Annotated in this window: 9 protein-coding genes and 1 pseudogene; all 10 read right to left on the bottom strand. The window is 75.2% G+C overall.

Going from position 1 to position 14,565, the window contains the following annotated elements:
- The coding region (locus ACFU6K_RS12100; protein ID WP_380662453.1) for a beta-ketoacyl synthase N-terminal-like domain-containing protein at positions 1 to 2,288 on the bottom strand (2,288 nt) is incomplete at its 3' end.
- Positions 2,289 to 2,310: 22 nt separating this feature from the next.
- Complete coding sequence (locus ACFU6K_RS12095) at positions 2,311 to 4,236, bottom strand: amino acid adenylation domain-containing protein (protein WP_380662452.1); 1,926 nt, start codon at positions 4,234 to 4,236, stop codon at positions 2,311 to 2,313.
- Between the two features lie 20 nt (positions 4,237 to 4,256).
- Complete coding sequence (locus tag ACFU6K_RS12090) at positions 4,257 to 5,303, bottom strand: HAD-IIIC family phosphatase (protein ID WP_380662451.1); 1,047 nt, start codon at positions 5,301 to 5,303, stop codon at positions 4,257 to 4,259.
- Positions 5,300 to 6,529, bottom strand: coding sequence for an acyl-CoA dehydrogenase family protein (locus ACFU6K_RS12085; protein WP_380662450.1), 1,230 nt, complete (start codon positions 6,527 to 6,529; stop codon positions 5,300 to 5,302). Before ACFU6K_RS12085 ends, ACFU6K_RS12090 begins: the two co-directional genes overlap by 4 nt.
- Entirely contained in the window at positions 6,519 to 6,818 is a 300-nt protein-coding gene (locus ACFU6K_RS12080) for an acyl carrier protein (protein ID WP_380662449.1), read from the bottom strand. Before ACFU6K_RS12080 ends, ACFU6K_RS12085 begins: the two co-directional genes overlap by 11 nt.
- Complete coding sequence (locus ACFU6K_RS12075) at positions 6,815 to 7,750, bottom strand: 3-oxoacyl-ACP synthase (protein ID WP_380662454.1); 936 nt, start codon at positions 7,748 to 7,750, stop codon at positions 6,815 to 6,817. The genes ACFU6K_RS12080 and ACFU6K_RS12075 overlap by 4 nt, the downstream gene beginning before the upstream one ends.
- A gap of 258 nt (positions 7,751 to 8,008) precedes the next feature.
- A complete protein-coding gene (locus tag ACFU6K_RS12070) occupies positions 8,009 to 8,746 on the bottom strand; it encodes an SRPBCC domain-containing protein (RefSeq protein ID WP_380662448.1) in 738 nt (245 codons plus the stop codon).
- Positions 8,747 to 8,776: 30 nt separating this feature from the next.
- Entirely contained in the window at positions 8,777 to 10,042 is a 1,266-nt protein-coding gene (locus ACFU6K_RS12065; RefSeq protein WP_380662447.1) for a cytochrome P450, read from the bottom strand.
- Positions 10,043 to 10,052: 10 nt separating this feature from the next.
- Positions 10,053 to 10,268 (bottom strand): MbtH family protein, encoded by a 216-nt coding sequence (locus tag ACFU6K_RS12060; RefSeq protein ID WP_380662446.1) that lies wholly within the window; start codon positions 10,266 to 10,268, stop codon positions 10,053 to 10,055.
- Positions 10,269 to 10,271: 3 nt separating this feature from the next.
- Positions 10,272 to 14,552, bottom strand: a pseudogene (locus tag ACFU6K_RS12055) (amino acid adenylation domain-containing protein); the annotation flags it as partial.
- Positions 14,553 to 14,565 lie beyond the last annotated feature (13 nt).

The following is a 14,565-nucleotide window of genomic DNA, read 5'->3' as shown; positions in this document are numbered from 1 at the left end:
GCGGCCGGCGCGGGCACCGGAGCCGGCGCCGCTACCGGTGAGGGAGCCGGTGCCGGAGCGGCGGCCGGAGCAGCGGTCGGACGGAGTCCGTCGTCGGGGGACAGCACCTCGCCCAGTGGCCTGGCCCAGCAGCGGACGCCCGTGAACGGGTGCCCCGGCAGCGGGACCCGGCCCGCCGACGGGTGGGCCCGCAGCGCCGGCCAGTCCAGGCCGACCCCCTCCTCGTACAACCGCCCCAGCAGCTCCAGGACGGCCGCGTCGGCGGCACCGGGCCGCAGCCGGAGCACCCTGGCGTCCGCGCGCCCGTCGAGCCGGGCCGCCAACCGGTCGCCGAGCTCGCCGCGGACCGCCAGCTCCACGAACACCACCGGGCCTGCGGCGAGTTGCTCGTCCGCCGCCGCGTGGAGCTGCTCCACCCGCAGCGGGTCACCCGCCACCGCCGGGTCCTGCCCGCCGCGCGCCCGCCGCAGCGCGGCGGTGTCCTCGGCGCTGAGATCGCCCCGCAGGTACCGGGCGGTGTAGCGGGAGATCCCCGAACTCATCAGCCCGTCCGGCCTGACCCCGGCCCGCACCAGTCGCCGGTACGCGGCGAGCTGTCCGCGGACCATCGCGGCGCGGTCGGCCGGTACGGGCAGCTCTTCCGGCAGGTCGTCCGGCGGCCGGTCGTCCGGCTCGCCGGGTGCGGCGTCCGCGGAGAGCAGGAACACCACCCGGGGCGCGGCGAGCGGTCCGGTCGCCTCGGGCGTCCCGGCCGTCTCGGGCCGACGCCAGGTGACCTCGGCGGCCAGGCGCACCGCGAGCTCGGAGGTGTCCCGGGCGACCACCGACACCCGGTGGCGGGCGTGCTCCCGGCCCTCGTTCAGCGTCCGCGCGACGTCGGCCAACGGGTGGGCGGTGTGGCGCAGTTCGAGCGACAGCCGCTCGCACTGGACGAGCAGGTCCGCCCGGCTGCGGGCGGACACCGCGACCAGCTGCGGGGTGCCGACGGCGGGGCGCACCGCAGTGGTCACCGGGGCGGCCACCGGGGGCTGCTCCACCACGCAGTGCGCGTTGACGCCGCCGAGGCTGAACGAGCTCACGCCCGCCCGGCGCGTCTCGTCGTCCCACGGTTCGAGCGAGGGGACGACCTCCAGGCGGGCGCCGTCGAGGTCGACCTCGTCGGCGGGCTGCTCGAAGTGCAGCGAGGGGTACCGCTCGCCGTGGTGGACGCTGAGCACCGCCTTGACCAGCCCGGCGATCCCCGCGGCGTGGTCCAGGTGCCCGATGTTGGTCTTCACCGAGCCCACCTTCACCGTGCGGTCGCCGTCCGGACGGGCCAGGGCCAGGCCCTCGGCCTCGACCGCGTCGCCGAGCCGGGTGCCCGAACCGTGGGTCTCGATGTATCCGGCGGTCGCCGGGTCCAGCCCGGCGGCGCGCCACGCCCTGGTGATGGCCTCGGCCTGCGAGCGGGCGCTCGGGGTGCTGATGGTCGCGGAGTGCCGGCCGTTGTGCACCACGGCGCTGCCGCGGATCACGGCGTGGATGAACGAGCCCTCCGCCAGCGCCCGTTCCAGCGTGGTGAGGAGCACCACCGCGCCGCCCTCGCCGGCGCCCGCGCCGTCCGCGGCGCGGTCGAACGCGCGGGACCGGGCGCTGGGCGAGACGATGCCGGGGAAGTCGGCCATCGCGGTCGCGGGCGGCACGACGTGGCGCAGGCTCACCCCGCCGACGACGGCGTAGTCCGCGTCGCCGTCGCGGAGTTCACGGCACGCCTGGTGGACGGCGACGAGGGTGCCGTTGCAGCCGGTGTCCACGCCGTAGCAGGGGCCGGTGAACCCGAAGAGGTGGGAGATCCTGGCGGGCAGGGCGCAGGGGATGTTGCCGCTCATGCCGAGGGTGCCGGGCTCGCGCACCAGGGGTGCGTAGCCGTTGCTCGGCGAGCTGAAGACCACCGCCGTCCGGCTGTCCCGGAGCCCGGACGGGGCGTACCCGGCGTTCTCCAGCGCCTCCTCGGTGAGCTGGAGCGCCAGCCGGTGCTGCGGGTCGGTCACCTCCGCCTCGCGCCGGGAGAGGCCGAAGTGCTCGTGGTCGAAGAGGTCGATCCGCTCCAGGTAGCCCTGCTCCGGATAGTCCTGCCGGGGGTCGAGCCCGGTGCTCCGGATCCGCTCCGGGGGGATCGGGCGCACCGAGTCCCGTCCCGCCCGCAGGTTCGCCCGGAAGGCGGCGAGGGAGTCCGCCTGCGGGAATCTGGTGGCGATGCCGATCACCGCGACGGCCGGCCTGCCGGGTGCCACGTCCGTACCGCTCATCTCGCCTCTCCGTTCCCGCGTCTCAGAGTTCGTAGGCGGCCGGTGGGACCGGTCCGTCGTCCCGCCCGCGTTCGCCCAGGTGGTCGGCGATCCGCCGGGCCTGGGCGGCGATGGTGACGTGGTCGAACAGCTCCCCCACCCGCAGCGCCCCGGGCCACTGCCCCTCCAACCGGTCGTGCAGGTCGACGACCTTGATCGAACTCCCGCCGACCGCGAAGAAGTTGTCGTCCGGGGCGGAGTCGGCGTGCCCGAGCACCTCCGCCCAGATCCGGCCGACGGCGCGCCGGTGCCCGCCCCAGTCCCCGCCCGCGACGCCCTCGACACCCGCGACGCCCGCGACACCGCCGGAGCCGGGCCCGGCGGTCGGGATCAGCGCACGGAGCGCGGCCCGGTCCGCCTTGGTGCTGCGGTCGAGGGGTATCCGGTCGACCGGGACGAACAGGGCCGGTACGGCCTGCTCGACCAGCCGGCCCCGGCAGTGTCCGCGCAGCTCCGCGGCGTCCGGCGGGCTGCTGCCGGGTGCCGGCAGGACGAAGGCGACCACCCGCGGCCCGCCCGGCCCGGCGGGCTCGCAGAGCGCCACGGCCTGCTCCACGCCCGGATGCCGTTCCAGCACGCTCTCGATCTCGCCGAGCTCGATCCTGGCGCCGCGGATCTTGACCTGGTCGTCCGTTCTGCCGTGGTAGTGCAGCGCGCCCCGCTCGTCGACGCTGGCGATGTCCCCGGTGCGGTAGAGGCGTCCGCCCGGCCGTCCGTACGGGTCCGCCACGAACCGCTCGGCCGTGCGGGCCGGCTGGTTCGCGTAGCCGAGCGCCACCAGCGGGCCGCCGACGTAGAGCTCGCCCCGCTCCCCGGCGGGGACTTCACGCAGCCGCTCGTCCAGGACCAGGGTGTGCACCCCCGGCCAGGGCCGCCCGATGGGGACCCGGTCCCGGGCCGGGTCCGGATCGGTCTCCACCGTGCAGGCGATGGTCGTCTCGGTGGGCCCGTACTCGTTGACGATCGGTATCCGGGGGAACCGCTCGCGGTGCGCGCCCACCAGCCCGGGCGTGCACACCTCTCCCCCCACGACCACGAGGCGCAGCGTGTCGGGCAGGCCGCCCGGGTCCTGGAGCACGGCACGGTAGTAGGAGGGGATGTTGAACAGGTGGGTCACCCGGTGCTCCCGGGCCAGCCGGGCGAACTCCGCGACGCGCACGAGCTGTTCGGGATCGGGCAGCACCAGGGTGTGGCCGCCGGTCAGCGACCAGAACATGCCGCCGAGGATCCCGTCGAAGGACAACCGCAGCGCGATCAGCAGGACGCAGTGCCCGGTGCCGTACACCGGCCCCCGGCCGCCGATGGACGCCGCGAGCTGGCCCCGGCTGACCAGGACGCCCTTGGGCGCACCGGTGGACCCTGAGGTGTAGGCGACGTAGGCGGGGCTCTGCTCCGGGACCGGTGGGTACGGGTCGCCGGCCGGCTCCTGTCGGCCCGCCTCGACGAGCCGCGCCGGCGGGAGGTCCGCCGCGTCCAGGACCGCCGGCGGTACGGGCAGCGCCGCGAGCACGGAGGCCGGCACGGCGTCGCCGCCCTCGCTCAGCACCACGGCGCAGTCGACGTCCCGGCACAGCGCCTCGAACCTCCCCACCGGCAGGTCCGGTTCCAGGACCGCCCAGGTGGCGCCGGTGCGCAGCGCGGCGAGCATGGCGAGCACGGACAGCGCGCTCTGCCGCGTCCGGACGCAGACCACCCGTCCCGGCCGCAGCCCGTGCCGCCACAGCAGCCGCGCGAGACCCGCCGAGGCGTGGTCGAGCTCACGGTACGTCAGCGAGACCCCGCCGATGACGAGCGCGGTCGCCTCGGGCGTCCTGGCCGCCTGGCTCCGGAAGGCGGCCCACACCGGCCGCACCTCCGCCGGGGCAGCCTCACCGGTGCCGGCGGTGCCACCGGGGTGCCGGGGCGTCATGGACCCGCCTCCCGTACGGTTCATGCCGCACCGCCGATCACGCGGGTGTGGCCCGGGGCCTTGGCCGGCGGGCGCTGCGGGTCCACGGCGAGCACGAGGCGGTCCCCGTCCGTGGCCGTCGCCTCGTAGCCGGCGAAGCGCATGGTGACCAGCAGGTTCCGGTTGACCCCGGTCGGGACGAAGTGCGCGACCGGGCGCCGGCCGTCCGCCAGGGCCCGCCGGATCAGCTGGTGCAGGAGTACGCTCCCCGCACCGCGGGAGGCGACCCGGCAGGACATCAGGATCAGCCGCAGGACCGCGTCCCGCCCGACGAGTTCGGTGACGGACAGGCCGATGGTCCCGTAGTCGCCGAAGCGGTCCCGGAGCCCGGCCAGCAGCACCTGGTGGTCCGGGGAGGCGCTCAGCCGGCGCAGCTCGTCGATGCCGTAGGTCAGCCCCGTGCTGTTGAGCTGATGGGTGCGGACGGTCAGCTCGCTGGCCCGGGCCAGGTCCTCCTCGGTGGCCGGGCGCAGCTCCATGACCAGGCCGAGCGAGTCGAGGAACGCCTGGCGTCCTTCGGTGAACCCCTCCTCGGCCTCCTGGCGCCGCCACTCGGCCCGGTAGAGCCGGCGTCGCCCGGTGGCCTCCGCGGTGACGTGCTCGGGCCGGAAGTCCCGGAGCCCCGGCAGCCGTCCGACCTCCGCCGCCGGGTAGCACCGGACCATGGGGAGTTCGCTCGCGACCTCGGCCCGCTCCACCGGGTCGTTGTCGACGAACGCGACGGTGTCCAGACCGATGTTGAGGGCCTTCGCGATCCGGCGCACCGCATCGGACTTGGCACCCCAGCCCACCCGCACCGCGCAGAACCATTCGTCCAGCTGACGCTCCGTCAGATGACGCTGAACGGCTGCGGGTTCGCCCCGGCTGGCGGCGGCGTGCAGGATGCCGCGGCGGTCCAGCTCGGCCAGGGTCTCCAGCGCCGCGGGGAAGGGCGCGGGGTCGTCGCCCTCCAGCACCACTCCGTCCCAGAGGGTGTCGTCCAGGTCCCAGACGAGGCACTTGACGGTGGGAGCGTCCGCCGCCGTCATGACGCGCCTCCGGGGAGGCGGGGCCCGACGGGGCTGTCCGTGCCCCGCGCCGTGTCCCCGAAACGCCGTAACAACCGTTCCGCTATGTGGAGTTCGGACACCTGCTGGGCTCCTTCGATGATCTCCATGACCTTGGCGTCCCGGAAGTGGCGGCCCGCCCTGCTGTCCGGCGCGCAGCCGGCCGAGCCGAGCACCTGGACGGCGTCGCGGCTCGCCGACGCCGCCGCGGAGGCCGCCGCGTACTTGGCGATGAGCGTCTCGGACACCCCGTGCCCGGGGCCCGGAGCCCGGGCCTCCGCGGCCCTGCGGGCGAGTTCGCGGGCCCCGGCGGCGTCCACCGCCGCTCTGGCCAGCAGCGAACGGACCGACTGGTGGTCGCCCAGCGGGACGCCGCCCTGCCGGCGGACCGCCGCGTGGGTGGCGGCCTCCTCGACGCACGCCTCCGCCATGCCCACGCACCCCCAGGCGACCGTGAAGCGGCCGTGGTCCAGCGCCGTCCCGACGACGTGGGAGAGGCCCAGGCCGGGAGGGGCGACCAGCCGGCTCCGGGGCACCCGCACACCGTCGAAGGACAGGTGGGCGATCCGGGCGGCCCGCATGCCGAGTTGGCCGTTCACCGACTCCCGCTCGACACCGGCACGGTCCGCGTCCACGAGCACGGCGGCCGGCCTCCCTTCGTATGTGCCGAGCACCAGGAACACGTCGGCGACCGCCCCGAAGGTGACCCACCGCTTGCGGCCGCTCACCACCAGGTCCCGCCGACCCGAGGCCTCGATCCGGGTCTCCACCGAGCCCAGCGCACTGCCGGCGGCCTGCTCGGTCGCCGCGAAACCGGCGGTCAGCCCGCCGGCGGCCAACCGGGGCAGCCAGTCGTCCCGCTGCTCCGCCGTTCCCCAGCGCAGCAGGGCGGCCGCGACCATGCCCTGGACGGTCAGCAGCCCGCGCAGGGCGCTGCACTCACCGCCGATCCGTGCGGCGATCTCCCCGAGCGTGCGCGGGTCGAGGCCCGCTCCCCCGTACCGCTCGGGCAGGTCGGCGGCGAGCAGTCCCGACCCGGCGACCTCCTCGCGCACCGCGTCGGGAAGTCCGCCGTCCTGGTCCCAACCCGAGGCACGGGCACGGGCGTCGGCCGCCAGCTCGTCCGCCGCCCGGAGCAGCTCCAGGGCCCGCGGGTCCGGTGTCGCGGCATCGGGGCCGCCGCGGGGAACCCTCGCTTCAGGAGCCATGCGCCTCTCCCCGCTCGGGCGCACCGGTCTTGCGCCGGACGAACTCCGTGATGCGGTTGGCGGTCCGGAAGGAGTCCAGGTTCAGGTCCTCGACTTCGACGGTGAGGGCGAAGCGGGTCTCGACGAAGGTCACCAGCTCCAGCGCGAACAGCGAGTCGGCGAGGCCCTGGGCGAAGTAGTCGTCGTCCGGCTCGACCCGTCGACGGAGTGCCGCGCTCAGGAAGTCGGTGATCTGCTCGGTGAGTTGCCCGGTGAGTTGCCCGGTGGGCCGCGCGTTTCCGTCACTCATGCCGCGTCCTCCTGAGGACCTGTCTCGACCAGCAGCAGACTCCAGGCGGCCACCGGGCTGACGTTGATGAGGACCGCGAGACCGCCGGGGGCCGGCTCCCCGCGGTCGAGTGCGGTGCCGAGGTTGAGGAAGACGTCGTTGGGACCGAGGTGTCCGTACCTCCGGAGGTTCTCCCGGCAGGCCGGCAGCAGTTCGATGTCCAGGGCGTCCTCCAGGAAGGCGAAGCTCCCGGCGGACAGGTTCTGGCTGACGAACCCGCCGACGTCCCCGCGGCCGAGTCCGTTGCGCCGCAGCAGGTCGTCGAGCATCGAGGAGAGGCGGTTGCGCGTCTCCACGGCCAGGCGGAAGGAGTAGGTCTCGGGCTCCGTGCACTGTTCGCGCCACTGGGCGGTGGGGCGGTCCCGGTAGTCGACGTGGAAGAGGTCCCAGTACCGCCCGTTGGTCAGCTGGGCGATGTCGCGTATCCGGATCTGGCCGCGCCGGGAGAGCAGCAGCGCCTGCCCGCCGTCGCCGTTCACCGTGACAGGGTGGCGGTAGCGCAGGGCGGCGGCCGGCTTGCTGCCGTGCACGACCAGGACGTCGTCCAGGGCGGGGTCCGCGGCCAGCAGTCCGCGGGCCGCCAGCAGGGCGGGGGTGATCGAGACGCAGCCGAGCCCGCCCACCGAGAAGGCGAGGGCGTTCTCGGCTCCGAGCCGCTGCTGGAGCCGGGTCACCTCGGAGCTGAGGAAGGTCTCCTGGACCCGCGACTCCACCATCACCAGGGCGCCCACGGCCCGGGCGTCGAGCCCCGCCCGGTCGAGCGCCAGGCGCGCGGCGCGTTCCGCGAGGGTGACGGAGTCCAGCCGGTCGTCCGCCCGGATCGTCTCGATGCCGAGGCGGTCACGGGTGGCGCGCTCGGTCTCGTCGAGCGTCCGCACCTCGGCGATCGGCACGGTCCGATCGGGAAGGTACCAGGCGGCGCTGCGGACGGCGACGGGTGCCGCGCCGTGCTGGACGGCCTGCTGGGACACGGTCGTTCCCCCTCGTCTGGCTCCTCCGGGGCAGGATGTCCGGGCCCGGCGCGGCGCGGCCGCCGGGCGGGCCGGAGCGTCGATCACGATGCTGCCGGGGCCCGCTGACACGGTGCTGACCGGTGCCTGACGAGGGGACCACGCCGCCGGGGCCCGTGGGCCGCGGCGGCGTGCGCGGGGTCAGGAGCCGTTGAGCCAGGCGTTCCACGCTTCGGTCGTCCGCTGCTCGTCCGTTCCTCCGGCGAACAGGTGGTGGCCCAGCCAGATCGGCCAGTTCCAGGGGCTGCCGTCGTAGAAGCGGTAGAGCGTGTCCGGTCCCCGCAGGCCGATGAGGTCGGGGGTCAGGTAGTCCACGACCACCTTCTCCGCGTCACCGTCCGTACCGGGGAGGTCGAGGGCCAGCCGGTCCCCGACGGCCGCGTCGTCGGCGAGGCCGAGGCGCCGGCGCAGCGCGGCGAAGTCGGCCGGGTCCGCGGTCGGTCCGGGCCGGGAGGCCTTGACGTAGACGGCGGTGCGGTCGGCGAAGTGCGTCAGGTACTGGGCGAGGCTGTGCTGGTAGAAGTCGACGTGCTTCTCGGCCGCGTCCGCCTTGCTGTCCCAGTCCTCGTCGACGACGCCCTCGTGCACCCAGTGGATCCCCATCCGCAGGTGGCTCGACCCGCCGTCGGCGGGCTCGATGCGGTAGGTGAGCGTGTTCGAGAACCCGCCGTCCCTGGTCGCCCGGACGGCGAAGTGGTGCGGCGGCTCCCAGGCCACGACGGTGCCGCCGCCCCGGGAGACCGTCCCGCCGACGTGCGGCTCGACCTCCATGGGGTACAGCCAGCCGAGGTTGCCGGCACCGGTGGCGACGGCGTGCCAGACCTCCTCCGGTGCGGCGGGCAGGTCCTGCTCCCGGCGGACCTGGAACTCTCGGGCCATGGTCGGTTCTCCTTCGTCGTCGTTCATGGGTCAGTAGGTGAGCGGCAGGGCGCACAGCCGCCGTTGCAGCGGGTTGGGCCGCCAGTCGAGGGCCGCTCCGTCCGCGAGGGCGAGGCCGGGGAGCCGGCGGACCAGGGTGCCGACGGCCAGTTCGGTCTGGAGCCTGGCGAGCGGTCCGCCGAGGCAGAAGTGCGGGCCGGTGCCGAAGCTCAGGTGCCGGTTGCGGGGGCGGGCGAGGTCGAGCCGGTCGGGGTCCTCGAAGCGGTCCGGGTCGCGGTTGGCCGCGGCGAGGAAGAGGTACACCAGCTCGCCCTCGCGCAGCGTCCGCCCGCCGATCTCCACGTCCTCGGCGACGACCCGGATGATCGCCTGGGTGGGCGTGTCGTAGCGGGCGAGCTCCTCGACGGCGGTGCGGATCAGCGCCGGGTCCGCGCGCAGCCGGGCGAGTTGGTCGGGGTGGCGGAGCAGGGCGAGGGCGCCGTTGCCGATCAGGTTGGCGGTGGTCTCGTCGCCGGCGGTGATGAGGACGAAGCAGGTGGACAGCAGTTCGGAGTCGGTGAGCCGGTCGTCCGCGGCCTGGGTGGTGACCAGGGCGCTGATCAGGTCGTCACCCGGCTCGGCCCGGCGCTGCCGGATGAGCCGGGACAGGTACTCCTCGTACTGGTCGACGGCGGCCTCGGCCTGCTCGATGCCGGCGGTCAGGTTGCCGAGCCGGCGGAACCAGGTCTTGACCAGGGGGCGGTCCTCGGGCGGGATGCCGAACAGCTCGCAGGCGACGGCCAAGGGCAGCGGGGAGGCGACCGCCTCGATGACGTCCATGGCCGGCCCCTGGGCCACGGCCCGGTCGACCAGGTCGTCGACGACGGCCTGGATGCCGCCGCGCAGGGCCTCGATCCGGCGGGCGGTGAACGCCCGGTTCACCAGCTTGCGCAGCCGGGCGTGGTCCGGCGGGTCGGTGTTGGTCATCACCCGGCCGAGCCGGTCGGTGAGCCGGCTCAGGGCCTTCAGGTCGCCGCCCAGGCCGCCGAGGGCCCGGGTCATCCGGTCCCGGTCGTTGGACAGCCGCAGGTCGCCCAGGGCGGCGTCGATGTCGGCGTACCGGGTGAGGTACCAGATGCCCTGGTCACTGCGGTGGACGGGGCTCTCGCGCCGCATGCGGGCGTAGCACGGGTACGGGTCCCGGCGGGCCTCGGGCGTGTACAGCTCGGCGGCGAGGTCGCCGGGCCCGGACGCGACACCGGTGCCGGCGATGTCCGGGCCGGCGGTGTCCGGGCCGAGGGTGTCGGTGGAGGTCATGTCGGCCGCGCTACCGCTGCTCGTCCATGGCGTCGGCGAGGCTCCTGGGCCGCATGTCGGTCCAGGACTTCTCGACGTACTCCAGGCAGGCGGCGTGGCCGTCCGGGCCGTGGACGACGGTCCAGCCGTCGGGGACGTCCGCGAACCGCGGCCAGAGCGAGTGCTGGTTCTCGTCGTTGACGAGCACGAGGAAGGTGCCGTCCTGGTCGTCGAAGGGGTTGGTCACGGGTCAGTCCTCCTGGGGGGAACGGGTGGTGGCGCCAGTGCTCTCGGCGAGGCAGGCGGCCACGATCGGCCCGATCTGGGCCAGGGAGCCCGGCTGGGTCATCCGGTCGTGGCGGGTGGTGATGTCGTGCGAGTCGATCCGGCCGGTGACGTACGGCCGCCAGGTGCCGGCGCCGGCCGAGTCCTCGGTGCGGTCGATCGTGGAGTTGAAGAGCAGCAGGTCCCCGTCGAACCGGCCGGGGGCGTGGGTGACCGCCAGCTCGGCATTGTTGATCATGATCCGGACGACGGCCTCGATGCGCCGCTCGTCCAGGTGCGCCAGGGCGCTGCCCCGGTGGCGGAGGATCTCGGCGACCTCGGCGTAGGACAGCGGCCCCTCGCCCAGTTCGGCGGGGTCGCAGTCGAGGATGCCGACGAGCACGTCCCGCTCGCTGGGCACGGCGGACTCGTCGAGCACCACGTCCTTGACCGGGTAGGCGTCCAGGGCCGCCAGCAGTTCGGTGCGTTCGCCGCGGGCCTGGAGCTCGCAGGCGACCGCGTGGGCGATCAGCCCGCCGGCGGACCAGCCGAGCAGCCGGTAGGGGCCGTCGGGCTGGACCTTGCGGATCTGGTCGGCGTAGTCGGCGGCCATCTCCTCGTAGGAGGCCGGCAGGGTCTCGGCGTGCGCGAGGCCGCGGGCCTGGATCGCGTACACCGGGTACTCCGGGCCGAGGTGGTTCAGCAGACCGGAGTACGACCAGCTGATGCCGCCACCGGGGTGGATGCAGAACAGCGGGGGGAGAGTGCCCGTCGACCGCAGCGGCAGCACCACGTCGAAGGCGTCCTCGGCGTCGTCCATGGCCAGTCGGCCGGTGAGGCCAGCCACGGTCGGCGCCTCGAACAGGGTGCGCAGGCCCACCGCGACGCCCAGCGTCTCGCGGACCCGCGAGACCAGGCGGGCGGCCAGCAGGGAGTGCCCGCCCAGGTCGAAGAAGTTGTCGTCGATGCCCACCAGCTCCCGGCCGAGGACCTCGGCGAAGAGGCCGCACAGCAGCTGCTCCTGCGGGGTGCGCGGGCCGCGGCCGACGCCCGTCCCGCCGGACTCCGGCGCGGGCAGGGCGGCCCGGTCGAGCTTGCCGTTGGCGGTCAGCGGCAGCGCGTCCAGCTCCACGAACGCCGAGGGCACCATGTACTCGGGCAGGTCGCGGCCGAGCCTGCGGGCGAGCTCCTCCGGCGCGGGCGCGCCCTCGGCGGCGGGCACCAGGTAGGCGACCAGGCGCTTGTCGCCGGGCCGGTCCTCGCGGGCGACGACGGCCGCCTGGGCGACGCCCGGGCAGGCGGCGAGCGCGGCCTCGACCTCACCGGGCTCGATCCGGAAGCCGCGCAGCTTGACCTGCTCGTCGGCCCGGCCGGCGAAGTCCAGCACACCGCCCGGCAGCCACCGGACGAGGTCTCCCGTGCGGTACATGCGCTCCCCCGGCTCGAACGGGCAGGCCACGAACCGCTCCGCCGTCAGGCCGGCCCGCCCGAGGTAGCCGCGGGCCACGCCCGCCCCGGCGAGGTACAGCTCACCCGCCACGCCCGCCGGCACCGGGCACAGCCCGGCGTCCAGCACGTACGCCCGCAGGTTCGCCATGGGCCGGCCGATCGGCACGCTCGCCGCGGCCTCGGGAAGCACGCGGACCCGGTGGTGGGCGGCGAAGGTGGTGGTCTCGGTCGGCCCGTAGCCGTTGACCACGGCGGTGTCCGGGCAGGCGGCCAGCACCCGGGCGACGGCCGGGGGCGGCACCACGTCGCCGCCGGTCCACACCTCGCGCACCCCGGCGAGCAGGTGCGGGCGCTCCTCCGCGACCAGGCGGAACAGTCCGGCCGTCAGCCAGAGTCCGGTCACCCCGTGCTCGGCGACCGTTTCCGCGAGCAGGTCGAGGTCGAGCCGGCCGGGAGGTGCGACGACGACCGTGCCGCCGCCGAGCAGGGGCGCCCAGAACTCGTAGGTCGAGGCGTCGAAGGCGGTCGGCGAGTGCAGCAGCACCCGGTCGTGGCCGCCCTCCCGCCAGCACGGGGCGAGCGCGAGCGCCGCCACGTCGCGGTGCGTGACGCCGACCCCCTTCGGGCGGCCGGTGGAGCCGGAGGTGTACATCACGTACGCCAACTGCCGTGGATCGCAGGTGACTTCCGGATCGGAATCGTCGGCCCCGGCCCGGCTCAGCGCGGTCAGCACGTCCTCGGTGAGCACCAGCGCCGCCCCGGTCTCCCGGACGATCAGGTCGATCCGGGCGGACGGGAAGCGCGGGTCGAGCGGGACGTACGCGCCGCCCGCCTTGACGACGGCCAGGATCGCGACGACCAGCTCCGCCGAGCGCTCCAGCAGCACCGCGACCGGGGTCTCCGGCCGCACCCCCTGGGCGATCAGCGCCCGGGCCAGCCGGTTGGACCGCAAGTCCAGCTCCCGGTAGGTCAGTTCGGCCCCGCCGGCGACGACCGCCACCGCCTCCGGCGTGGCCCGCACCCGGCGGGCGAACAGCTCCGGCAGGCCGACCGTCGGCAGTTCGGCGTCGGTCCGGTTGAACCCGGTCAGCAGCTCGCGGCGTTCCTCGCCGGACAGCAGGTCGAGCCGGCCGATCGGCGTGTCCGGTTCGGCGGCGGCCCCCCGCAGCAGCCGCACCCAGCGGGCGAACAGCAGCTCCACCGTGGGCGCGTCGAACAGGTCGGTCGCGTACTCGACCGCGCCGAGCACGCCCGCCGGGCTGCCGTCCGGGCCGTACTGCTCGGCCAGGCTGACGGTCAGGTCGACGCGGGCGGTGCCGGTCGGCGCCTCCAGGTGGGAGGTCTCCAGGCCCGGCAGGGCGAACGCCCCGGCCGGGGCATTCTGCAGGCCGAGCATGACCTGGAAGAGCGGGTGGTGGGCCAGCGACCGGGCGGGGTTGACGGCCTCGACCAGGTACTCGAACGGCACGTCCTGGTGGGCGTAGGCCGCCAGGGCCTTCCGCCGGACCCGGCCGAGCAGTTCGGCGAATCCGGGGTCGCCGCCGGTGTCGGTGCGCAGCACCAGGGTGTTGACGAAGAACCCGACGAGGTCGTCCAGCGCCTGGTCGGTGCGCCCGGCGATCGGACTGCCGATCGGGATGTCGGTGCCGGCGCCGAGCCGGGTGAGCAGGGCGGCGAGGCCGGCCTGGAGCACCATGAACAGGCTGGCGCCGTGCGCGGCGGCCAGCTCCCGCAGGTCCCGGTGCAGGTCGGCGTCCAGCCGCAGCTCGATCCGGTCGCCGCGCTGGGAGGCCCCGGCCGGGCGGGGGCGGTCCGCGGGCAGTCGGACCTGGTCCGGGAGACCGGCCAACTCCTTCTTCCAGAAGTCGAGTTGACGGGCGAACAGGCTGCCGTGGTCGGCCGCCTCGCCGAGCAGGTCGCGCTGCCACAGGGTGTAGTCGGCGTACTGGACCGGCAGCGGGGACCACGGCGGCGCCTCGCCCCGGCAGCGGGCCGCGTAGGCCGTGGCCAGGTCCCGGGAGAGCGGGCCCATCGACCAGCCGTCGGCGGCGATGTGGTGCACCACGACCAGCAGGACGTGCCGCTCGGGGGCGAGCGCGTACAGCTCCGCCCGGATCGGCGGCTCGGCGGCCAGGTCGAAGCCGCGCCGGGCAGACTCCGCGAGCCGTTCGGCCAGCCGGTCCTCGGCGAGCTCGACCACCGGCAGCGGCGGGTGCGCCGCGTCCGCGCCCAGCACCTGCTGGCAAGGCACCCCGTCCGCCTCCCGCAGCACGGTCCGCAGGCTCTCGTGCCGGGCGACCACGTCCGCCAGGGCCGCCGCGAGCGCTCGCCGGTCGAGACGGCCGGAGAGCCGCAGGGCGAGCGGCATGTTGTAGGTGGCGCTCGGCCCGTCCATCCGGTGCAGGAACCAGAGGCGGCGCTGGGCGAAGGACAGCGGGAGCCTCTCGGGGCGCGGGCGGGCGGTCAGCGCGGGCCGCTCGGTGCCGCAGCCGTCGAGGCGGCCCGCCAGGGCGGCCACGGTCGGGTGCTCGAAGAGCGTCCGGACCTCCAGTTCGGCGCCGAGGACAGCCCGGACCCGGGAAGCCAGCCGGGTCGCCAGCAGCGAGTGACCGCCGAGGTCGAAGAAGCTGTCCTCGACGCCGACCCCGGGCAGGCCGAGCACCTCGGCGAAGAGCCCGGCGAGCAGCTGCTCCTGCGGGGTGCGCGGCGCCCGGCCGCCGGCGGCCGTCCCCGGGTCGGGGGCGGGCAGCGCCCGGCGGTCGAGCTTGCCGTTGGCGGTCAGCGGCAGCGCGTCCAGCACCACGAACGCCGACGGCACCTGTCTCTTATAC

Source organism: Kitasatospora sp. NPDC057512, assembly GCF_042802135.1.
GTDB lineage: Bacteria > Actinomycetota > Actinomycetes > Streptomycetales > Streptomycetaceae > Kitasatospora.
This window is presented reverse-complemented; position numbering and strand designations above follow the sequence as displayed.